Source organism: Tetragenococcus muriaticus DSM 15685 (assembly GCF_000423785.1).
GTDB lineage: Bacteria > Bacillota > Bacilli > Lactobacillales > Enterococcaceae > Tetragenococcus > Tetragenococcus muriaticus.
On the sequence record NZ_AUIQ01000036.1, the window covers coordinates 1 to 21,583 of the forward strand.

The 21,583-nt window shown below is 35.8% G+C and carries 21 protein-coding genes and 1 pseudogene; 11 read left to right on the forward strand and 11 right to left on the reverse strand.

Translation table 11 applies throughout. The features are described 5' to 3' along the window. Positions 1 to 772: 772 nt before the first annotated feature. Positions 773 to 1,600, reverse strand: a complete 828-nt coding sequence (locus tag G577_RS0106570; RefSeq protein WP_028790528.1) for an SDR family NAD(P)-dependent oxidoreductase — start codon at positions 1,598 to 1,600, stop codon at positions 773 to 775. 233 nt (positions 1,601 to 1,833) lie between these two features. Between G577_RS0106570 and G577_RS0106575 the strand changes: the two genes are divergently transcribed. The 3 genes from G577_RS0106575 (at position 1,834) to G577_RS0106585 (ending at position 6,154) form a co-directional block, all read left to right on the forward strand. Further along, complete coding sequence (locus G577_RS0106575; protein WP_028790529.1) at positions 1,834 to 3,300, forward strand: nicotinate phosphoribosyltransferase; 1,467 nt, start codon at positions 1,834 to 1,836, stop codon at positions 3,298 to 3,300. A gap of 27 nt (positions 3,301 to 3,327) precedes the next feature. After that, positions 3,328 to 4,152 carry an ammonia-dependent NAD(+) synthetase gene (gene nadE, locus G577_RS0106580; RefSeq protein WP_028790530.1) on the forward strand — a complete coding sequence of 275 codons (825 nt, stop codon included), beginning with the start codon at positions 3,328 to 3,330 and terminating at the stop codon, positions 4,150 to 4,152. A 196-nt stretch (positions 4,153 to 4,348) separates the two neighbouring features. After that, positions 4,349 to 6,154: an LTA synthase family protein gene (locus tag G577_RS0106585; RefSeq protein WP_028790531.1), complete on the forward strand. Its 1,806-nt coding sequence runs from the start codon at positions 4,349 to 4,351 to the stop codon at positions 6,152 to 6,154. 184 nt (positions 6,155 to 6,338) lie between these two features. Here G577_RS0106585 and G577_RS0106590 read toward each other — a convergent pair whose 3' ends face one another. Further along, the gene (locus G577_RS0106590) at positions 6,339 to 7,172 is read right to left on the reverse strand and encodes a LysR family transcriptional regulator (protein ID WP_028790532.1); all 834 of its coding nucleotides are present in this window, start codon (positions 7,170 to 7,172) and stop codon (positions 6,339 to 6,341) included. Positions 7,173 to 7,199: 27 nt separating this feature from the next. Next, positions 7,200 to 7,658 carry a class Ib ribonucleoside-diphosphate reductase assembly flavoprotein NrdI gene (nrdI, locus tag G577_RS0106595; RefSeq protein ID WP_028790533.1) on the reverse strand — a complete coding sequence of 153 codons (459 nt, stop codon included), beginning with the start codon at positions 7,656 to 7,658 and terminating at the stop codon, positions 7,200 to 7,202. 77 nt (positions 7,659 to 7,735) lie between these two features. Between nrdI and G577_RS0106600 the strand changes: the two genes are divergently transcribed. Beyond that, positions 7,736 to 8,308, forward strand: coding sequence for a GNAT family N-acetyltransferase (locus tag G577_RS0106600; protein WP_028790534.1), 573 nt, complete (start codon positions 7,736 to 7,738; stop codon positions 8,306 to 8,308). Positions 8,309 to 8,445: 137 nt separating this feature from the next. On the opposite strand, the gene G577_RS0106605 is transcribed toward G577_RS0106600, so the two are convergent. Together G577_RS0106605 and G577_RS0106610 are read right to left on the reverse strand one after the other, a co-directional pair. Next, positions 8,446 to 8,970 (reverse strand): LURP-one-related/scramblase family protein, encoded by a 525-nt coding sequence (locus tag G577_RS0106605; protein WP_028790535.1) that lies wholly within the window; start codon positions 8,968 to 8,970, stop codon positions 8,446 to 8,448. 49 nt (positions 8,971 to 9,019) lie between these two features. Continuing rightward, positions 9,020 to 9,892 (reverse strand): Cof-type HAD-IIB family hydrolase, encoded by an 873-nt coding sequence (locus G577_RS0106610; protein ID WP_028790536.1) that lies wholly within the window; start codon positions 9,890 to 9,892, stop codon positions 9,020 to 9,022. A gap of 220 nt (positions 9,893 to 10,112) precedes the next feature. Between G577_RS0106610 and G577_RS0106615 the strand changes: the two genes are divergently transcribed. The 4 genes from G577_RS0106615 (at position 10,113) to G577_RS0106630 (ending at position 13,028) form a co-directional block, all read left to right on the forward strand. Further along, complete coding sequence (locus tag G577_RS0106615) at positions 10,113 to 10,793, forward strand: uracil-DNA glycosylase (protein WP_028790537.1); 681 nt, start codon at positions 10,113 to 10,115, stop codon at positions 10,791 to 10,793. Positions 10,794 to 10,947: 154 nt separating this feature from the next. Next, positions 10,948 to 11,928 (forward strand): phosphate acetyltransferase, encoded by a 981-nt coding sequence (gene pta, locus G577_RS0106620; RefSeq protein WP_028790538.1) that lies wholly within the window; start codon positions 10,948 to 10,950, stop codon positions 11,926 to 11,928. A gap of 109 nt (positions 11,929 to 12,037) precedes the next feature. After that, positions 12,038 to 12,511, forward strand: a complete 474-nt coding sequence (gene tsaE, locus G577_RS0106625; RefSeq protein WP_028790539.1) for a tRNA (adenosine(37)-N6)-threonylcarbamoyltransferase complex ATPase subunit type 1 TsaE — start codon at positions 12,038 to 12,040, stop codon at positions 12,509 to 12,511. Next, positions 12,504 to 13,028: a GNAT family N-acetyltransferase gene (locus G577_RS0106630; RefSeq protein ID WP_028790540.1), complete on the forward strand. Its 525-nt coding sequence runs from the start codon at positions 12,504 to 12,506 to the stop codon at positions 13,026 to 13,028. Before tsaE ends, G577_RS0106630 begins: the two co-directional genes overlap by 8 nt. A gap of 323 nt (positions 13,029 to 13,351) precedes the next feature. Here the strand turns inward: G577_RS0106630 and G577_RS0106635 are convergent, their stop codons facing one another. Then, a complete protein-coding gene (locus tag G577_RS0106635) occupies positions 13,352 to 13,885 on the reverse strand; it encodes a 3'-5' exonuclease (RefSeq protein WP_028790541.1) in 534 nt (177 codons plus the stop codon). Positions 13,886 to 14,146: 261 nt separating this feature from the next. Here G577_RS0106635 and G577_RS0106640 point away from each other — a divergent pair, with 261 nt between their 5' ends. Both G577_RS0106640 and murB read left to right on the forward strand, forming a co-directional pair. Then, positions 14,147 to 15,067 carry a Gfo/Idh/MocA family protein gene (locus G577_RS0106640; RefSeq protein WP_028790542.1) on the forward strand — a complete coding sequence of 307 codons (921 nt, stop codon included), beginning with the start codon at positions 14,147 to 14,149 and terminating at the stop codon, positions 15,065 to 15,067. A 70-nt stretch (positions 15,068 to 15,137) separates the two neighbouring features. Beyond that, positions 15,138 to 16,070, forward strand: a complete 933-nt coding sequence (gene murB / locus G577_RS0106645) for a UDP-N-acetylmuramate dehydrogenase (RefSeq protein WP_028790543.1) — start codon at positions 15,138 to 15,140, stop codon at positions 16,068 to 16,070. A 198-nt stretch (positions 16,071 to 16,268) separates the two neighbouring features. On the opposite strand, the gene G577_RS0106650 is transcribed toward murB, so the two are convergent. The 5 genes from G577_RS0106650 to ald form a co-directional block, all read right to left on the reverse strand. Further along, positions 16,269 to 16,907, reverse strand: a complete 639-nt coding sequence (locus tag G577_RS0106650; protein ID WP_028790544.1) for an ECF transporter S component — start codon at positions 16,905 to 16,907, stop codon at positions 16,269 to 16,271. Between the two features lie 7 nt (positions 16,908 to 16,914). Further along, positions 16,915 to 17,469, reverse strand: a complete 555-nt coding sequence (coaC, locus tag G577_RS0106655) for a phosphopantothenoylcysteine decarboxylase (RefSeq protein ID WP_028790545.1) — start codon at positions 17,467 to 17,469, stop codon at positions 16,915 to 16,917. A gap of 28 nt (positions 17,470 to 17,497) precedes the next feature. After that, positions 17,498 to 18,235: a phosphopantothenate--cysteine ligase gene (gene coaB, locus G577_RS0106660; protein ID WP_028790546.1), complete on the reverse strand. Its 738-nt coding sequence runs from the start codon at positions 18,233 to 18,235 to the stop codon at positions 17,498 to 17,500. Continuing rightward, positions 18,232 to 19,224 carry an acrylyl-CoA reductase family protein gene (locus G577_RS0106665; RefSeq protein ID WP_028790547.1) on the reverse strand — a complete coding sequence of 331 codons (993 nt, stop codon included), beginning with the start codon at positions 19,222 to 19,224 and terminating at the stop codon, positions 18,232 to 18,234. Before G577_RS0106665 ends, coaB begins: the two co-directional genes overlap by 4 nt. A gap of 255 nt (positions 19,225 to 19,479) precedes the next feature. After that, positions 19,480 to 20,592, reverse strand: coding sequence for an alanine dehydrogenase (gene ald, locus G577_RS0106670; RefSeq protein WP_028790548.1), 1,113 nt, complete (start codon positions 20,590 to 20,592; stop codon positions 19,480 to 19,482). Positions 20,593 to 21,023: 431 nt separating this feature from the next. Between ald and G577_RS12645 the strand changes: the two are divergent. Then, positions 21,024 to 21,583, forward strand: a pseudogene (locus tag G577_RS12645) (transposase); the annotation flags it as partial.

Here is a 21,583-nt window from a genome sequence, read left to right on the forward strand (position 1 = left end):
ATGAAAGCCAAGATGGAACGGATCGACGCCCATTTAAGAACGCGATTGCGAACCATCGTCTGGAAGATGTGGAAGGTTCCCTCCAAGAGACAATGGGGATTACAAAAGTTAGGTGTAAATAAGAGCTTAGCTAAACTAACATCGTACGCAGGAAACCACTACCAGTGGGTAGCTACCAAAACCTGTGTAAGAAGGGCAATAACTAAACAAAAACTAGGCCAAGCAGGCCTAGTCAGTTGTTTAGATTACTACCAATATAGACATAACATATATTCATAATGGAGTCGCCGGATACGGAACCGTATGTCCAGGTGACGTGAGAGGGCGATTGATTTCGCCCTACTCGATTCTTACAGCTCTGTTAGCCGATCTAGTGAGTTTAAAAGGAAATAAGCACATAAGATTAGCAAACTAGTGTGGTTATCAGCAAATAAGCACATAAGTGTGCAAAAGTAGTGTGGTTAAATTCTTTTAAGCACATAAGATTCCTAAAGTTATGTGCTTAATTTAAGAAAAGAATAACAAAAGCTCCATTTAGTATGGATTAAGCACATAAGATCGTCGGACTAGTGTGGTTAAATTAGGCTAAGCACATAAGTTTACTCAACTAGTGAGCTTAAACAGAAATAAGCGCATAACATTTTTAAACTTATGTGCTTAAATAGTAATAGCTATCTTATTTGTCTATTTATCATGCGTTGAAGTTAAAAAATACAACCTGATTTATACTAAGTTTTAGAGTATAAACCAAGTCGTATTTTTTTATCGCTTTTTAAAGATAGGCTGCTATACTATCTGTGGTTGTTTGCCGCAGTTTTTTTCTAGCTTCTTTATCATAAGCTTGCGCGTTTGCCTGAGCTTGAGATTTATTTTCAAAATATCTTCCTGTAATTTCATCTAGATTTTTTGAGGTAGCAAGAAACTCTATAGCAGAAAATCCTTCTTCCACTGAACTTTGTGCTTGACCAAAATGATCCTTAACCATACTTGTGCTCATCAGTGTCGCTGGGTGTAAAGCATTGACGTTAATTTTTCTTTCTTTTAGCTCAGCTGAAAGATCAAAAGTAAACATGATTAAAGCTAATTTGCTTCGAGCGTATGCCAAGTACCCATCATAATTTTTTTCCATTTTTAAATCGTCAAAGTCAATTGGCGATTGGCCTACTGAAGCTATATTGATTATTCTGGCGCCTTCATTAATGATAGGTAATAATTTTTTTGTAAGTAAAACTTGTGCTAAATAATTAACGGCCCATCTCAGTTCAAAGCCGTCTTGACTGATTTCACGTTCATCTTTAGACCTTGGTCCGCCACCAATCCCCACGTTATTAATCAAAATATCCAACCGTTCGTCATTTGAAATAATTTGTTCAGATAGCTCAGCGACTGAAGAAAGAGAAGAGAAATCACCGTTAAAATAAGCTATATTTTGGTTATTCGTCGTTTGTTTGATTTCTTCGAGAACTTGCGTCCCTTTTTCTTTATTTCTACCATGCAACAACACTCTTGCTCCTTGTTTGGCAAAGCGTTCAGCGGTCATTTTTCCCAGGCCATCAGTAGCTCCCGTGATTAAAACAGTAGCGTCTGATAATGGTTTCATAATAACTTCCTCCTTTATCTATATGTTTATTAAGTTTAGTATAACAAAAAGAGAGTTTTTATGTCGTTATGACATTATGTAGTTAATAGCAAAAAAATTCTAGTTCATTATCTTTTATGACAATAAAAAACTTTGACTTTTGTGAATCGTTATTATTACAAGCGTTATTATTACATAGCATTTGTTTTCTTTGATATAATAGATAGGAAAATAATTAAGGGAGCTTGAGTGTAATGAATAAAACTTATGAAGATGATAGTTTAGCACTGCACACTGATCTTTATCAAATAAATATGGTGAAAACCTATTGGGAACTTGGTCGTGCGGATAAGCACGCTGTTTTTGAGTGTTTTTTTAGAGAAATGCCGTTTAACAATGGTTATGCAATATTTGCCGGATTAGAGCGGTTAGTTGACTATTTAAAAACTTTGAAATTTACTGAATCAGATATCGATTATCTACGGACGGTAGAAAATTATCCGGAAGAATTTTTAGATTATTTGAGAAATTTCACCTTTTCTTGTACAGTACGTTCTGCCAAAGAAGGAGACTTAGTCTTTGCTAATGAACCTATTATTCAAATCGAAGGGCCTTTAGCTCAAGCGCAATTAATAGAAACAGCTATTTTGAATGTGGTGAATTTTCAAACGTTAATTGCCACAAAAGCTGCTCGTATCAAATCAGTAATCGGTCATGAAACGTTATTAGAATTTGGATCACGACGCGCCCAAGAACTAGACGCAGCCCTATGGGGAGCTCGTGCAGCTTATATTGGAGGCGCGGATGCTACAAGTAATGTGCGTGCTGGAAAAGTTTTTGGTATTCCAGATGGTGGCACTCATGCGCATTCATTGATTCAATCATATGGGAATGACTATGATGGTTTTATGGCTTACGCTAAAACTCATAAAGATTGTGTTTTCTTAGTTGATACTTATGATACGTTGAAATTAGGAGTGCCTAATGCTATTCGTGTGGCAAAAGAGTTGGGAGATAAAATTAACTTTTTAGGCGTGCGCATTGATAGCGGTGATATGGCTTATATATCCAAAGAAGTTAGAGAGCAGTTGGATGAAGCTGGGTTTCCAGACGCTAAAATTTACGCTTCGAATGATCTTGATGAAAATACAATTTTGAACTTAAAAATGCAAAAAGCTAAGATAGATGTTTGGGGTGTGGGAACTAACTTAATTACAGCCTATGATCAACCGGCTTTAGGCGCGGTATACAAACTTGTTTCGATTGAAAATGAAGAAGGCGAAATGGTGGATACAATCAAGCTTTCTAGTAATGCTGAAAAAGTGACAACTCCTGGGAAAAAACAAGTTTGGCGAATTAAACGTAATTCTGACGGAAAATCTCAAGGAGATTATGTGACTTTGTGGGATGAGGCACCTAACAAACAAGACAGTATTTACATGTTTCATCCAGTGCATACTTATATTAACAAAACTGTGACCGATTTTACTGCTCGCGTTCTTCTACACGATATCTTCGATCAAGGGAGATTAGTTTATGATATGCCTAATTTAGAAGATATTAAAACATATTCCAAACGTTGCTTAGGATTATTGTGGGAAGAATACAAACGAGAATTAAATCCACAGCCTTATCCAGTGGATTTATCGACCGATTGTTATAATCATAAGATGCGACTTTTAAATAAAGTTCGTCAAGAAGTGGAAGATACCACTATGTAAGTGTTATAAAGCTAGGAGGAATGAATTTTGAGTTTACAAGAAAAAATCATCGACGAAACAGGAGTCCGACCTGTGATCGATCCGCAGAAAGAAGTTCGTAAAAGTATTGACTTTTTAAAAGAATATTTATATAAGAATCCTTTTTTGAAAACATTTGTCTTAGGCATTAGTGGTGGACAAGATTCATCCTTAGCGGGACGTTTATCCCAGTTAGCTATGGAAGAAGTTCGGCATGAAACGAAGGATTCGGATTATCATTTTATTGCTGTGCGACTTCCTTATGGAACACAAGCTGATGAAGAAGATGCAACGCAAGCAATCGAATTTATTCAACCAGATACACAAATTGAAGTAGATATCAAACCCGCTGTAGATGCGCAAGTGTCGTCTTTACGTGAAGTAGGGATGACAGTTTCCGATTTTAACAAAGGAAACATCAAAGCTCGTCAACGTATGGTTACTCAATATGCGATTGCAGGAGAATTCTCAGGAGCTGTGATCGGAACAGATCATGCTGCTGAAAATATCACTGGTTTTTTCACTAAATTTGGCGATGGCGCGGCAGATCTTTTACCTATATTTCGGTTAAACAAACGTCAAGGAAGATTATTGTTACAAGAGTTAAATGCGCCTGAAGAACTTTATGTTAAAGTACCTACCGCAGACTTAGAAGAAGAAAAGCCGCAAATAAGCGACGAGGCTGCTTTAGGTGTTTCCTATGATGAGATAGATGATTACCTTGAAGGCAAAGAAATTGCTAGTTGTGCACAATCTACTATCGAAGACTTATGGGAAAAGTCACAACATAAACGCCATCAACCAATTTCCATTTTCACTGATTTTTGGAAATAAACAATTGCATGAATATATAGATGAGACTGAGACGTTTTTTATTTTTAGTAAGATTCAGCGAAATTCTTTGTGAAAAGGTTGGCTGGATTTTCAAACCAAACGACTGAAGTATAGAGAATTTCTTGAATGAGAGAAACGTGAATTTTGCTAAAAGTTTTTGTTTCAGTCTTTTTTAAGTTAGTAAGGTGTTTGTAAAATGTATAAAAAGTTTCAATATGTTGTTATTGGTTTATTAATTTTATGTGGCATTATTTTTAGTAATCTTTTTTTACAATGGTGTCAAAACGATTTATCTGTTGACTTAGCTATGAATTTTGCATTTTTTTGGCATACAGAAAAGTTTTTTCTAGCTAGTTTGGTATTACTCGTGCTATTTATATTTTTCGCTAGCTTAGCCGGCTCGCTTATAGCAGGGGCTAGTTTATATACTCTTTTTATTACAGGGATTGGTTTGGCAACTTATATGAAAATGCAATTTCGCCAAGAACCAGTTTATCCTGATGATTTAAATATGATTACGCAATGGAACTTTTTCAAAGAGGTGTTAGGTACCGGACCTTTTACTGTTATTTGTATTGTAATGGTCGTCGTCGTTGTACTTTTTGTTTACCAGCTATTTCGCAGTTTCTTTTTGACAAAGAATCAACAAATTGTGCGTCTAACGATGCTTTGTCTTAGCTTTTTTGCTTTAGTCTATATTAGTCATTTTAATGAAGAAAGTAATTTATTAAGACGCGCTTATGATCGGACCGCTTTGTGGATTCCTTATTCTCAAGAAATGAATTATTATAATACAGGGTTTGTTGGGGGGTTTTTATATAATTTACGTGTGGAAGCGATGGAAGAGCCCAGCAATTATTCTGAAGAGACTATTGAAGAAATTACCGATAAGTATCAACCTCAAGCAGCTTCTACTGAAGAAGACGAACAACCAAACATTGTTTATGTCATGAGTGAAAGCTTCTCCAATCCTGAACATTTGCAAGGGCTATCCATTACAGGAGGAGATCCCTTACAAGAATATAAAGATTTAGCCCAACAGACGTATAGCGGGAAAATGCTCTCACAAAATTATGGCGGAGGTACTGCTAACATTGAATTTGAAGCTTTGACAGGTTTTTCTATGGAATTACTAAACCCACAAATGACCACACCATATACCATGCTGGTTCCTAAAATGGATCGATTGCCTTCACTAGTTTCGTTGTCTACAGAACGCGGATATAATACTACAGCAATCCATCCTTATGATACTTCTATGTATAAAAGGCAAGATGTTTATTCTATTTTAGGTTTTGATCAGTTTATGGATCAAGATAGTATGGATTATACTCAAACTATTGAAAATAACCCTTATATTTCAGATGAAGCTTCTTATCAACAAGTGCTTGATCTTTTACGAAAAGACCAAACGCCGCAATTTGTTCATTTAGTGACGATGCAAACACATATGCCTTATGAAGGTAAATATGATAATGTCGATTATCAAGTGACGGGTGAAGAAAATAATCGAAATATCGAAGGGTATTTACAAGATATTGATTACAGTAGTCAGGCTTTACAAGAGTTTACGGAAGAACTTGCGGATCTGCCTGAGCGCACACTTGTTGTATTTTGGGGAGATCATTTGCCAGGGATATATTCAGACCATTTACAAGCACAAAATTCTACTGAGGATTTACATCAAACCGAATTTTTGATGTTTGATTCTGAGAATGGTTTATCACAGGAAAATGAAGAAGTAACCAGTCCATTTTATTTTGCTCCTAATCTGTTCGAACAAGCTGGGTTAGAGGCCACCCCTTTTTATGAATTATTGACGGATTTGGAGGAAATTTTATCTGCTTTTGAACCCAGAATGTATGTGGATAGCCAAAAACAATGGCATGAAGAATTAAGCTTAAATAGAAACCAACAAGAAGTTTATAACGACTATCGTTTGATTCAGTATGATATTTTACAAGGAGAACAGTATAGTCTGCAAAACGGTTTCTTTAATTAAGTTGTTTCACACAAAATAAAAGATAAAAAAAGAAATGAAATAAAAATAAGTAATTGAACGTTCTGTTTTTTTGTTTGATTGAATAATTTGTGAAACCTTACCGTAGTTTTCCTTTGTTTTTGTAGAAAAAATTGTGGATAAAAAGTAGCTGCTTATTCAACTTTTTTGAATAAGCAGCTACTTTTTAAGTTAGTTGATCTGTCGTATCAGATAATCGTTCTTGAATAAAACGAGAGATTTTTCCCAGTTTTTCAGAAACAACTTTTTTTCGAGTTACAAAATAAAGGTTTCTATTGTTTAGAGTTTTTAAATGCTGATAAGGAATGGATGGATCTAAAGCAAGTTTGGAAATAATTGTCTTACCCACTTGGTGTTTTAATAATGCTAGAGCCATTTCATGATTGTATGTTCGAATCAGGTTAGGGGAAAGGTTATTATATTTTAAATAATTTTCATTAATAAAGCCTAAAGGCGAATTGGTCTCAGGCAATATCCAATAGTCTGAATTAGAGTCACCAGCAAGAACGAGTTCATCCTTAGCGATGACATGACGTGTCATTAATTCACTACGCTCTGGCGTTTCAATGAGTCCAAAGTCTACTTTGGCTTTTTCTAATTCTTGAACAATTTCAGGACCAGACATCACTGGAAAACTAAAATTTACCATAGGAAAATGTTTAACTAGAACAGGAACAATTTTAGGAATAAGATAGGCTCCACATGTTTGTGAACTCGCTAGGACGCATTTTTCTCGATAAGTTTTTTGTGTATCGACATGGGTAATAGCGTCGTTCCATTCTTCAATGATTTTTAAAATTCTAGGATACAAAAAGTCTGCTTCTTTTGTAGGAAGAATTTCTTGTTTTCCATTGCGAACAAACAAGGAAACATTCAAATAGTCTTCTAATTTTCTAATCTGAGAAGAGACTGTGGGCTGTGATAAGTAGAGATTATTTGCTGTTTTGGTAAAATTATGCGTTTCGTAAACAGATAAAAAGGCTTTTAATAAGTGAAACAAAACTTTACCTCCGTTTTTTATTTGTTATTATTGGGTGGCGGCTTGCCATTTGTTACAGAGTAATTGATAAATTGAACGAATTTCATTATCAGTTCCGCGTAATTCGAAATCAGCTAAAAAGGGTACGTTAAATTGGGAAGCGTATTGTTTAGCTGTTAAGCAATATTGCTCATTAAAATTTTTATTTCCACTACCAATCACCCCTAAGCATAGTTCTGGATTATCCTGGAATTCAATGTAATCGCGTAAACTTTCGGTTAAAATTTCTTGATCTCCATTGTCTAATCCATTTCCCCCTTCTAAATAGGTAGGGACACAAGCAAAAAAAGGTTCATTTTCTGCTTCTTCTGGTGTATTGTCGTCGATTTCTTTAGCGTGTATAATAAAAGCATTCGAATCTTTTTTATTTTCTTCTTCAGCAATATGTTGCAAACGTTGGACAAAGGAGCGAGTATTGCCAGAAATAGATATATAAAGTACGTTCATTTTCATACCTCCTAAATGTAGTATAGCAAAATAAAGAAGGGTTGGAAAATAAAATTCATTAAGAAAGAGGGGACCTTATGATACGATTTGCTACAAGTGAAGATACACCTAGAATTGCTGAGTTGGTGTTAGTGATCTTAAAAGATATGGAGCTTTCTATTTTAGAAAAGGCGGATGACCAATTGGTTCTTACAGCATTAGAAGAGGCGATGGAAGATCCTGACTATCGTTATGGTTATCATCGCGGTTTAGTAAACGATGTGGATGGAGAAGTCGCTGGGATTGCTTTTGGCTTTTTTGCTAGTGAGGAAGAAACGATCGATGAAAGTTTCGAAAAAGCTTTTAGTAAATACGGCTTAACTGATCAATCTTTATTTTCTGAACAAGAATCGTTTGCTGGGGAATGGTATTTGGACTTATTATGTGTGGATGAGACATACCGAGGACAAGGTATTGGTTCTGAACTTTTAACTGCTGTGCAACAATTTGCTGCGAAAAGTGGAGCTTCAGTTATAGGGTTATGTGTGGATCATCGAAATGAAAAAGCGAAGCAATTGTATGAAAAAGAGGGATTTAAAATTGTAGGAGAGCAGGTTCTTAGTGACCATCCTTATCACCATATGCAAAAACAACTCCCTAGTTACGTATAGTTTATGAGAGAAAAAATACCCGAACTATAATTAAGAGATGAATTATCGTGGATTTGCGATAAAGACCTGCTCAAATCGCAGGAATAATCTCTTTATAGTTTGGGTATTTATTATGAAAAAACTCTCTTTTGATTTTATTAATCTAAACTATTAGACAACCTTCCATTAAAATAGAACATGGTTTTTTTACGATTGCGATTATATAGCCAATAGTCCATGATAGCTGCGATACATATACAAGTGGGGATATTAGCTGATTGAGGAACTTCTAATAAATAATAATCCCCAGTAACAAAAGCTACTTTACGCATTTGCATGATTTTTTTATTAAAATGGTGGATTTTATAATAGTGATTGTGAATATCTCCATGAACGCTCCAGTTTAGTTGTTTGATGTAATAGAAATCACCGGGCCAGTTAAATATTTTTTGCAGCGTTCCGACCTTTTTGTCATTTTCATAGATTTCAAACCGGCTACCAAAAGCTAAACTAATTTGTTTAATACTTGCAACTAATGTTTTGTTCATACAATATAAAGAAAGCACATCTCCTTGTGTTCCCCAACGACCGACAATTAAGAAAAGAGAGTGTCCGTGTTCATTGGTTACAACAGTACGAGTAACATTACTTAGTTGTTTATCATGAATATAGAGTTTTGCCACATGCTCCATCTCCTTATTCGTTAAACTTGTTTCCTTTTAAAGTAAGTGGTTATAAATTTTCTTTAATCGCGCGATAAATAGCCTGCCCTACTCCCGCAGCAATATTTGTATCTGTCGTATATTTGGCATATTCTTTAACTTCTGGCAAACCATTGCCCATAGCAAAACTTACATCTGCTGCTTGTATCATACTTACATCATTTAAATTATCACCAATTGTCATAACTTCATCTAAATTAATACCTCGATCTTTAGCAATATGGGCAACCGCAATCCCCTTTTGTGCTAAGTGATGATTAATTTCTAAATTATTTTGTCCGGAAGAAGTCACAAATAAGTTTGTAAAATTTTCGTTGACCATTCGGGCAGCCGGACCTAAAAATGCAGACCCATCTCGATGGAAACAAATAATCTTTAAGACGATAATGTCTTTTCGCCGCATAACTTCGCGAATGCTATCAACAAAGTGAATCGGTAAATATTCAAGACGAGCTGTAGACATTGCAATAGCTACTTTATGAGTTAAATGGGGCATCGCTTCAGCTACCATAGTGGCAAAGTTTTCGATACGCCGTTCCTTACTTTGAGAAAAAGTTCCTTTGTTGGTAGAGATTTCACAGTAAATGTCTTCTTTTTCCAAAAGATCTAAAACTTTTTCTGCAGTTTCTAACTCAATAGATTCCATAAATATGGAATTTCCTTCTTCATCAAATACTTGTGCTCCATTGAGCGTAATCATGGCACATTTAATTCCTGCTTCTGTTAATGAAGGCAGTGCTTCGAGTCGATTACGACCTGTAGCTACCATAAATTCGATACCTTGAGCTTGGGCGTATTTAATCGCAGCCACGTTTTTTTCTGGAATATGCATATTAGCGTCAAGTAGTGTGCCGTCCATATCTGAAGCAATTAGCTTAATCATATATTGGTTCCTTTCGTATAAAACAAACAAAAAATTTAGCCCTTAGCACATAAGTATAAGGGGGATTTCATTCGTTTTTTTCATTAGTATAAGTAAATTTTACCATATTCTATGGGGGAATTCTTAAAGGAAAAAGTTTTTTTAGCAAAAATTCACGAGTTGACTTGTGAACAAATGATTTATGAGATATTCTTAAAAGAGTAAGGAGGATAGACGTTGTATGAAAACGATCATTCATAATAGTTGGCAAGATATTTTAGCCGAAGAATTTCAAAAGCCTTATTATCGTCACTTACATGAATTTTTAAAACAAGAATATGCGACACAAAAAATTCATCCGGATATGTATCATATTTTTGAAGCGTTACAAATTACGCCTTACGAAAATGTTAAAGTCGTAATTTTAGGGCAAGATCCTTATCACGGCCCTAATCAAGCACATGGATTATCATTTTCTGTGCAGCCTGGTGTTAAAGTCCCTCCATCTTTGCAAAATGTCTATAAAGAACTGCAAAGTGATTTAGGCATCTCTCCAGTAAACCATGGTTATCTAGTGTCTTGGGCGAAACAAGGTGTATTGTTGTTAAATACTGTTTTAACAGTACGTGAAGGTCAAGCATACTCTCATCGAGGTAAAGGTTGGGAACAGCTTACTGATAAAGTGATTGAAAAATTAAATGAACGCCAAGAGCCTGTTGTATTTATCTTGTGGGGAAAACCTGCGCAAAAGAAAGTTTCTATGATTGATACATCGAAACATGTTATTATCAAATCGGTTCATCCGAGTCCTTTATCAGCCAATCGAGGATTTTTTGGCTCTAAGCCGTTTTCTAAAACAAATAATGCTCTTATCGCTCTGGGTCAAACGCCAATTGATTGGCAATTACCTCAAAAAGTATAACAGTTTCAAAATATAGGTATAGCAGCTTGACCTCTTTAAATAAGTATATTGTTAAAAAGTAAACTTTTTTTGGCTAATACAGAATAATCCCCTGTTTTTTTTCCTAGTTATAGTGTATGATGAAGAAGTAGAAAAAATCTGGAGGTAACAATGCATGGAATTATTTGATAGTTTGAAATTTAAAATTGTTCGTCGTGGCATTAAAATCGCTTTTCCTGAAGCGTCTGATACTCGTATTTTGAGTGCTGTTGCTCGTCTAAGAGGGGAAGAACTTATTGAGCCGGTTTTAATTGGCAAACGCAAAGAAATTGAAGACGCTGCATCTACTCGGGGAATCAATATCTCAAATATGACGATTTATGATCCGGACGATTGTAAGCGCTGGGAACAAATTGTAGAGGCATTTTTAGAACGTCGCAAGGGAAAAGCTACTAGAGAACAAGCAGAAGAAATCTTAAAAGATGAAAACTATTTTGGTACTATGCTAACTTATATGGGAATTACAGATGGATTAGTTTCTGGCGCTATTCATGCAACTAGCGATACTGTACGTCCTGCGTTACAAATCATCAAAACCAAACCAGGTGTTAGCCGCACAAGTGGCGCGTTTCTTATGATGCGCGGAAATGAACAAGAAAAATATCTCTTTTCGGATTGTGCCATTAATATTGCTCCAGAACCTAAAGAGCTAGCTGAGATCGCAGTGGAATCAGCTAAAACAGCGGAGATGTTCGATATCGATCCACGGGTGGCGATGTTAAGCTTTTCGACGAAAGGGTCAGCTAAAGGACCTCAATCAGAAGCAACCATGGAAGCTACAAAAGCTGCCAAAGAAATGGCACCAGAACTTCCACTTGATGGAGAGTTACAATTTGATTCCGCCTATATTCAAACTGTAGCACAATTGAAAGCTCCCGAATCAGAGGTTGCTGGTAAAGCGAACGTCTTTGTTTTTCCTGACTTACAATCAGGAAACATTGGCTATAAAATTGCTCAACGTCTAGGAAATTTCGAAGCGATCGGACCTATTTTACAAGGGTTGAACAAACCCGTTTCGGATTTGTCTAGAGGTTGTAATGAAGAAGATGTTTACAAATTATCGATTATTACAGCAGCGCAATCTGTAATGGGATGAAACATTGTAGAACTGAAAAGGTTGATCTTTTTAGATCGACTTTTTCAGTTTTTTGCTATTTTTTAGTAAAAAAGCTATACTAGATCTTGATTGAAAGGAAGTGAGAAAGATGATCCCTTTACAAAATGTTAATGAAACAAAAAAATTCGCTATTATTATTGGAAAAGTAGCAAAAGCTGGCGATAATTTAATTTTAACAGGAGATCTGGGCGCTGGAAAAACGACGTTAACAAAAGGAATCGCAGAAGGAATGGAGATTGATCAAACAGTAAAAAGTCCGACCTATACGATTATAAGGGAATATCTTGACGGTCGCCTTCCTTTATATCATATGGATGTTTATCGGATAGAAACTGGGGCTTGGGACTTAGGCTTAGATGAATATTTTGAAGGTGAAGGTCTTTGTGTGATTGAGTGGGGAAGACAGCTACAAGATGCTGTTCCTTTAGATTATTTGGAATTAGTGATTGAAAAAGATTCTGAAGATGAGAATAAGCGACAAGTAACCTTAAGAGATTTTGGTCCCTATGCCAATGTATTTAAAAAAAGAATTGAAGACGGATGGGAGCAGTATAATGAATGAAGATGTAGATGTTACCATAAGGGAGGCATTGCCTAAAGATGCCAAACAAATCGTAGAAGTTTCTCAAACGATTGGGAGCCAAACTGAATATTTAGTCATGGACGAATATGGTACGAATTTACCGCTTAACTTGCTAGAAAATCAACTAGACACTATTTATAACAGTGATCATCAGTTACTTTTGGTAGCCTTGGTAGAGGAAGAAATTGTAGGAAGTGCTTCTGTAAGAAGCAGCGAAGAAAAACGAGTCGCTCATATTGGTGAAGTAGGTATTTCTCTTTTAAAAGATTATTGGGGTATAGGCTTAGGTAGTATTTTATTGGAAGAGTTAATAGAATGGGCACAGCAATCTCAACAGATTAGACGCTTAGAATTAACTGTGCAAAAGCAAAATACGCGAGCAATTCATCTTTATGAGAAATATGGGTTTCAAACAGAAGCTGTGATGAAACGCGGAGCTACAGGAGATGATGGGCGTTTTTTAGAAGTATTATTGATGAGTAAGATGATCGACTAAAGAATAGCCGTCCTTTGAATAAGATAAGCGGAAATATGAAGCAAATAAAGAAAGTAGACCTGTTAGTCAAAAACCAAAAATTGGATAAAGGGATAACATTTCGTTATCCAGACAAGAGATAGTGGAAATAAAAAGCTAAATTTTTCTGCAAAATAAAAAGAAGCTGGGACATAAATAAAGACAAGACAAAAATACCCGAACGATATTTGATAAGATTTTCTAATTGTCGTGAATTTGCGACGAGGACCTGCTGGACCGCAGGAGCAATCTCTCTTATAGTTCGGATATTTTATTATTAAAGAGACTTTTGTCCCAGCCTCTTTTTATTTTGCAATAACTAATGATTTAAGCGGTTCTGTACCAAAGTATTTTTCTTCTTCCAATAAAATATGAGCGCAAGCACGACTATCAGCTAGTGCATCATGGTGATTGTCCAATGGGATATCTAAAAATTTACAAATTGTATTGAGTTTATGATTATCGATTTCTGGATACAACTTGCGGCTTGTTTTAACCGTACATAATGATAAAAAATTAGCTGGTTCTAAGTTGTAATAATTCAAACACCCAGCTAGTACGCTATTATCAAAACTAGCGTTGTGTGCTACAACTAAATTATTTTTTTGAAAGTAGGGCTGAATGATAGGCCATATTTCTGGAAATTTTGGAGCATCAGCTACATCTTGAGGGCGTATCCCATGAACTTGGATATTTTTCCAAAAAAATTTTGTTTCTGGTTTAATTAAGGTATAGAATTCATCTACAATTTGACTATTTTCTACTTTAGTAAGTGCTAAAGAACAAGCGCTGTGTCTTTGAGCGTTAGCTGTTTCAAAGTCCATCGCAATAAAGTTCATTAATGGTCATCTCCTGTTAAAGGAATAGATGTCCTTTGCCAAACGGTCATCATTTCCATAATACACTTATGTATTTTAGCACCAACGGAATATTTCTTCAAATAATCTAGCAAAATACAAATGAGCGCTATTTTTTGATTTCCTATTTGTGGTATAGATTTGTTCAAAGAATTTACTAAGTAAAATGCTAAAAATATGATTTTATTTTCTTAAGAGTTACGATACTATAGAAAGAAACTGAAGTGTAAGGGAGGAAAAAGCATGAAAGTTGGCGTAGTTGGACTGGGAAATATCGCGCAAAAAGCTTATTTGCCTGTTTATATACAAATGCAAAATCAAGCAGAATTTTATTTTGCGACAAGAAATAAAAAGGTACAAAATAATTTACAAAAGATTTATCGTTTACCGCATATGAAAAATAGCTTAGATGAGTTATTAATGGAAGGAATCCAAGCTTGTTTTATTCATTCAGCAACAACCTCTCATTATCAGTTAGTAAGAAAATGTTTGGAAAATCATGTCGATGTCTTTGTTGACAAGCCTTTAAGTGAAGACATTGCAGAAGTAGAAGAACTTTTGGCTTTAGCAAAAGAAAAAGATCAAATTTTGATGATAGGTTTTAACCGACGTTTTGCTCCGATGGTAAAAAGATTACAGACACAAAAAGGTAAGCGCCTATTATTTTTACAAAAAAATCAAGTCGCTAATGCTAAAAATACGACTTTTGAAATATTTGATGTATTTTTACATTTGGTTGATACAGCTGTTTATCTTTTAGATGATTCGATCCAGACATTTTATAGTGATATTTATGAAACACAGGAAAACTTATTAGAGACCGCTTTGCTTAAACTAGTAACAAAACAGACAACTACACTTTTAAGTATGGATACTAAAAGCGGGGCCAACCAAGAAAATTATCAATTGACGACTGAAAGTGGAACTTATCGTTTAACGGATTTAACACAATTTAGCACGCAACAGAAGGCACAAGAGCAGGTGGAAACATTTGATGATTGGGAAAATACACTAGTAAAGCGTGGCTTTTATCCAATGGTTCAAGCTTTTCTTAAATCTTTAGAAACGAGAAGGACAGATGGATTACGGCAAGATAACGTTTATCTTAGCCATAAAATTTGCACTGAAATGTTAAAACAAAAAGAAAAAAAGAACATACGATAAAACAATTAGTAGTCAGCTTATAAAGAACATGATAGAATGAGTAGGACGTTTGAAAAAGGAGATATTTCTGGTGAATAAAGAAAAATTAGTACAACAATTTCCTACGATTAATTTATTGATAGATGAGCCATTAAAGTATTATACGTTTACAAAAACAGGAGGACCGGCTGATGTTCTAGCTTTTCCCGAGTCAGAAAATGAAGCGGAGGAGTTGGTTTTATATTGTCGTAATCATGATGTTCCTTGGCTAGTACTAGGCAATGCCAGTAACTTAATTGTAAGGGATGGCGGGATCCGTGGTCTGGTTATCATGCTTTTGTCGATGGATCAAATTCAAGTAACGGATAATATGGTGGAAGTCCAAGCTGGAGCTCGTTTAATAGATACGAGTTACGCTGCTTTAGAAGCTTCATTATCTGGATTAGAATTTTCGTGTGGTATCCCTGGTAGTGTCGGTGGGGCTGTGTTTATGAATGCTGGCGCTTATGGTGGAGAAATTAAAGACGTATTTGATTCTTGCGATGTTTTAATGCCAGACGGATCTATACAGACTTTTTCAAATCAAGAGATGAATTTTAGTTATCGGAACAGCATGATTCAAGTGCGACACGGCATCATTTTGAATGCACGTTTTGCTTTGCAAAGAGGCCAATATCACTTTATAAAAGAACGTATGGATGAATTGACTTACTTAAGAGAATCTAAGCAACCATTGGAATATCCTTCGTGCGGTAGTGTTTTCAAACGCCCCCCTGGTCATTTTACTGGAAAATTAATTCAAGAAGCTGGATTGCAAGGCTTACAGTGGGGGGGTGCCCAAGTATCAAATAAACATGCTGGTTTTATTATTAATTTAGATGGTGCTACTGCTACTGATTATGTGGAATTGATTACGCATATTCAAGATGTGATCAAAGAAAAATTTGATGTTGATTTACAAACGGAAGTTCGAATTATCGGAGAAGAAGTGAATAAAACTTTGATAGATAAGAGTCAAAGATAGAGGGGCAAAAAGGATGCTATCATTTCTAGTGTTAGCAAGCAAGAAATGAATTCTTATAGCACTTATTTTGGCTCATGCTTTTGACCCAGTCTCTATAGACCACAACTTTTCTGTTTCTTTTAGCTACCTATTTTGGTTATCAATAAGATGAACAAAGAGCAAAAAAAGAGATTGCCTATCATTAAGCAATCTCTTTTTTTATATTCGGTTTTTTAAGAAACGTAATAAAACAGCAGCAACTCCTGCGGTAGCAATTCCTGCTATAATAGCTTCCGGGATACCTTGAGCAAAAATAATGGAAAGAATAGCTGTATAGACGGCACCGCCGGCTTCTCCGATCATTTGTGCGTATTCTCTTTGGAATAAGAAGTATATCATGTTCATGACCACAACAGTATTCACGACTCCTCCAAGTAAACCTGCAAGGAACAGTCCTAAGCCACGTTTTCGCTGCTTCATCTTTTTTTCAAACCATTGGTAGAAATAGTAAGGGACAATCCCAATTAAAATTCGTGGAATAAAAACAATCAGTAATGCTTTCCAGCTCCCATAACCACTTGTTCCAAACGGTGCGATAAAGGGAGAAAAGACAAAAGAAAGGGGCGTTACAATAATGGTTGAACGGATCATACTAATTAAACCAAAACTAGCGCCTAAAAAGCCTCCAACCCGGGGACCTAAAACGAGAGAAGCGACAATCACAGGAATGTGCAAAGTCGTTGCGTTTAAAGGTCCGATAGGAATGAATCCGAGAAAGGGAACGGTGGCAAGTAATAGCAAAATAGCTAGAAAGAAGGCCGTTAAAACTAGGCGAAAAGTTTTTTGTTTTTGCTGCATGAATTCGTTAAGCCTCCTTACCTTCAAGGATAGCTACCGTTTCTTCTATAATAGTATCAACGGTAGCTAATGCGCCTGAACCAAAATCGCCACAAGCAAGTAATGATTCTCGTGGACTGATTTCGTTATAGCCGATATCTTTCAATGTTTGCAGGTTCTTTTGTACAATAGGGTGGTCATACATATTCGTGTTCATCGCTGGTGCGACTAACTTTGCACGATCACTAGGCAGTGCTAATGCAATTGTTGTAATCAAATCATCAGCTATACCTGTAGCAAGCTTACCAATAATATTAGCAGTTGCAGGTGCGACTAAAAACAAATCAGTTGGTTTAGTTAGTTCGATATGATTAATATTACTAGGAATAGGTTCATCCATAACATCAGTATGAACTCTACGCTTCGTTAAAGTTTGTAAAGTCAAAGGTGTAACAAATTCTTGACTGCTTTTAGACATCAAAACATCTACAGCATATCCCCTTTTAGTTAATTCATGTGCGATATCTGCTGCTTTATAAGCAGAAATACTACCGGTAACTGCTAATAAAATATGTTTCGTCATTTTAGTACCTCCTATAAGCTCATGCGATTTAGTTCATGACTGTTTCTACAATTAATGTTGCAATATCTTCCTTGGTTTGTTTTTCATCGACTAATTGGCCGTATTTATCGATAAGATAACCAATATGTTGATGTTTTGTAATTTTTGCTAGGTCGTTTGCCAAAACATAATCTGCTTGATTATGTTCCATACTTGTTTGTGCAGTAGTAATCAATGATTGTTTTGATACATCTACTAATAATTTAAAGCCGACCAATAGAGTCTCAGGTTGTATTTGTTTGATTAACTGAATAACTTTAGGCGTTTTTTGCAACACTAAATAAAGTTGTTCGATATCAGAAGAAATTTTTTTCTCCTCAGTTGTGTTAGTAGCAGCGATCTGTGTAAGATCTGCTTTAGTTAATGGGCCGTTTTTTTCTTTAAACAAGTGATTTATTTCTTCTAAAAAACCTTCTTGAGAAAAAGTTTGTGCTGGGGTAAAGTCACTAACTGCCATACTATGAATGACTGCATCATAGTGATTTTTTTGTAAGAGATGTTGTAATTGTTCTGTTAATTCTTGTGTACCAGCAATTTCATGAGTTTTTAATTTTTTATCCTCTACAGGATGTTTTGCTTGAACTGTTGTTACATAATCGACTGTTACTTGTTTATGTAAAAACTCTTTTGCAATCAAACAACCCAAACGGCCGGTCGAATGGTTGGTGATAGAACGTACATTATCAATTTTTTCTGATGTACCTCCTGCAGTAATTAATACCCTCATTTTGTTCCTCCCAGATTAACAATGGTACGACCGCTATGAGTGCCGTTTAGTAAGGAATCAATCGTTTCATCTAAATCAGTTAAGTCGACTTCTTGGTAAGATAATTGTTCGAATACTTTCTTGTTTTCTGCTAAAAATTCCCAAATTTGTTTTCGCTGAGACATACCAACGTAGACAGAATCGATTCCTATCATTTTGATACCACGTAAAATAAAGGGCAAGACCGTTGTGTTTAATGTTATACCACTAGCATTGCCACATAAAATAACTGTTCCATTATATTGAACAAAAGGCAAAAGGTTAGCTAAAATCTCTCCACCTACTGTATCAATGACTGCATCAAATCTTTGTTTACCTATGGGATGTCTTTTTTCAGGCAAAATTTCTGCTGGTGTTTTAATATCAGTAGCGCCCAGATTTAATAACCATTGAGCTTGTTCTTTTTTAGAGGATAAAGCTATGATATTTGAATATCCTAGTTGGGATAAAAGAGCGATTGCTGTACTAGCTACGCCACCTGTTGCTCCTGTTACAAGAATAGAGGCATCTTTTTCAACTGAGTCATTTAATGATTGTATCGCTAAGGCTGCTGTAAAACCAGCTGTGCCAAATTTCATGGCTTCTTTTGAAGTTAGCCTCTGAGGTAATTCAACTAACCACTCAGCTGGTATATCTTGTACTTGACTAAATCCACCATCTCTACTGGTTCCTAAACCATAGCCGGTTGCTAGAACCTGTTGTCCAGCTTTCCAATTTTCATCATTTGACGCAATAACTGTGCCTGCCAGATCAATCCCAATAACTTTAGGATAATCGGCAACAACGCCGCCATTTTTGGTTGCAGCTAACGCATCTTTATAATTAATATCAGAATATTCTATTTGAACACGAACGTCATTTTTCTTTAATGCTCCTAGCTGTTTTTGTACAAGGCCACGAGAAAATACATTTTCTGTTTGTGTGACTTCAAAGGCTAAAACATTTTCCATTTCGATCCTTCCTTTATAGTTATTGGTTTATTTCTTTCATCATAACACATTTTTGATTATTGCTGGAGAAATTGTTTTTATGTACTCATAAGTGTGTGTCCTATAACTTTTTCGTTGTGTTTGTAACTTGAGTGACAAACAGATCGGTTTAAGATTGAGAAGCAGTTTATTAAGGCTCAGAAAAAGAATTAATTAGAAAATAAAAATAGCGAGGGTAGTGTAACATCTGACCTCGCTATTTTTATTCATTTAAACTTATAACAGATTACTTAGTGGAGTATGCTCAATTCCTAAATCTTCAGCTACCGCTTGATGTACCAGGTGGCCTTGGTAAGTATTGACACCGCGATATAAAGCTGGTTCATTTTGTAATACTTCTTCAATAGGTCCTTGTACTAATTTTTCAGCAAAAGGAAGGGTGGAATTACTTAAAGCAATTGTCGCAGTTTGAGCAACAGCTCCTGGCATATTTGCCACCGCGTAATGAGTCACGCCTTCTTCTACGTAAGTAGGATCGTCATGCGTAGTTGTTTTTGTTTCTGTTTCAAAAATTCCCCCTTGATCGATAGCAATATCAATGACTACAGAATGATCAGGCATATTCTTAACCATTTCTCTTGTAACAAGAGTTGGGGCCTTACGTCCGGGAAGTAAAACTGCTCCGACAACTAAGTCCGCTGTTTTTAATTGTTCCTCGATATTGAAATTATTGGACATTAAAGTTTGAACTCCGCCGTTAAATTCGGTATCTAATTCTTTCAGACGATTAATATTTACGTCTAAAATGGTTACATTAGCGCCAAGTCCATGAGCAATTTTAGCAGCATTTGTTCCAGCTACTCCTCCGCCGATGACGACAACGTTGCCTTTTCGTACACCCGGAACACCAGATAATACAATACCTTTTCCTCCTTTAGGACTTTCTAAAAACTCGGCCCCAATTTGAGCAGCCATTCTTCCAGCAATTTCACTCATTGGAGATAATAAGGGCAAAGCATGATTATCTAACTGCACATTTTCATAAGCGATAGCTGTCACATTTGCTTTCTGTAAAGCTTGAGCTACAGGTTTATTTGCTGCTAAATGTAAGTAAGTAAATAAAATTAGTCCAGAACGGAAATATTTATACTCTTCTTCTAACGGTTCTTTGACTTTCATTACCATGTCTTGTACCCAAACTTCTTCGGGAGTTTGAACAATAGTTGCGCCTACTTCTTCATATGCCTCATCTTTAAATGATGAACCAAATCCTGCGTGAGTTTCCACAAAAATTTCATGTCCACTTTGAATTAGCTCGTATACGCCTGAGGGGGGTAAGGCTACACGATTTTCGTTGTTTTTTATTTCCTTAGGTATTCCGATTTTCATAAAACCACTCCAATTATTTAATCAGTTTAGTTATACAGAAAATAGAGGTTACATACAAAAAGTTTTTTATCTCTTGGTTAAAAAGGAGGCTGGGACAAAAGTCTCTTTAATAATAAAATATCCGAACTATAAGAGAGATTGCTCCTGCGGTCCAGTAGGTCCTCGTCGCAAATTCACGACAATTAGAAAATCTTATCAAATATCGTTCGGGTATTTTTGTCTTGTCTTTATTTATGTCCCAGCTTCTTCATTTATAAACTAATTTTATTACTCAAGTTTCGCATACCCAAAATGATGATGTCCCTTTGATAGAACAACGCTGATAGTAAAATAATGGTTCGCTTGACTTTTGTTCAAAGGATACAAAAAGAACTCCTTTTGTTTTATAATGGATTTAACGACAAATCTAAAAACAAGGAGTTCTTGCTCTTATGATACACTTAAAAAACATCAAAAATCAATTACCAAATGAAATGAACGCAATTTTTTCTGAACTGAACGTCCTGAAATGTTTACGACAAACCTCTATTTGTAAGCAAAAAGGCTATTCTCCCGCCATTATTTTTACTTTTCTTTTCAGTTTAGTGTTTAAGGGCAAGACCTTGAACCAAGTCCTCAGCGGACGTGAAGCAGATCATAAAGCCACTCAAGCAGCGGATGAAATTGCTAAAAGTCCTCAGCGGACGTGAAGCAGATCAATATATGAAGAAAGATACCGTTTACCGTTTGATGAACGATCCGCACAATAATTGGCGTAGCTTTCTGCTTCGTTTTAGTGCTTCTGTGATCGAAAAGATCCATCGATTAACAGATCCAAGTACCCATCTACGTACGCTTGTTTTGGATGACTCAACGTTCTATCGAAATCGAAGTCAGAAAGTGCCTGGTTTGGCGCGCCTTTGGGATCATGCTTTACAAAAAGGTTATAAAGGCTATCGCATGCTAACTTTAGGCTTTTCTGATGGGTACTCTTTTATTCCTATTGATTTTG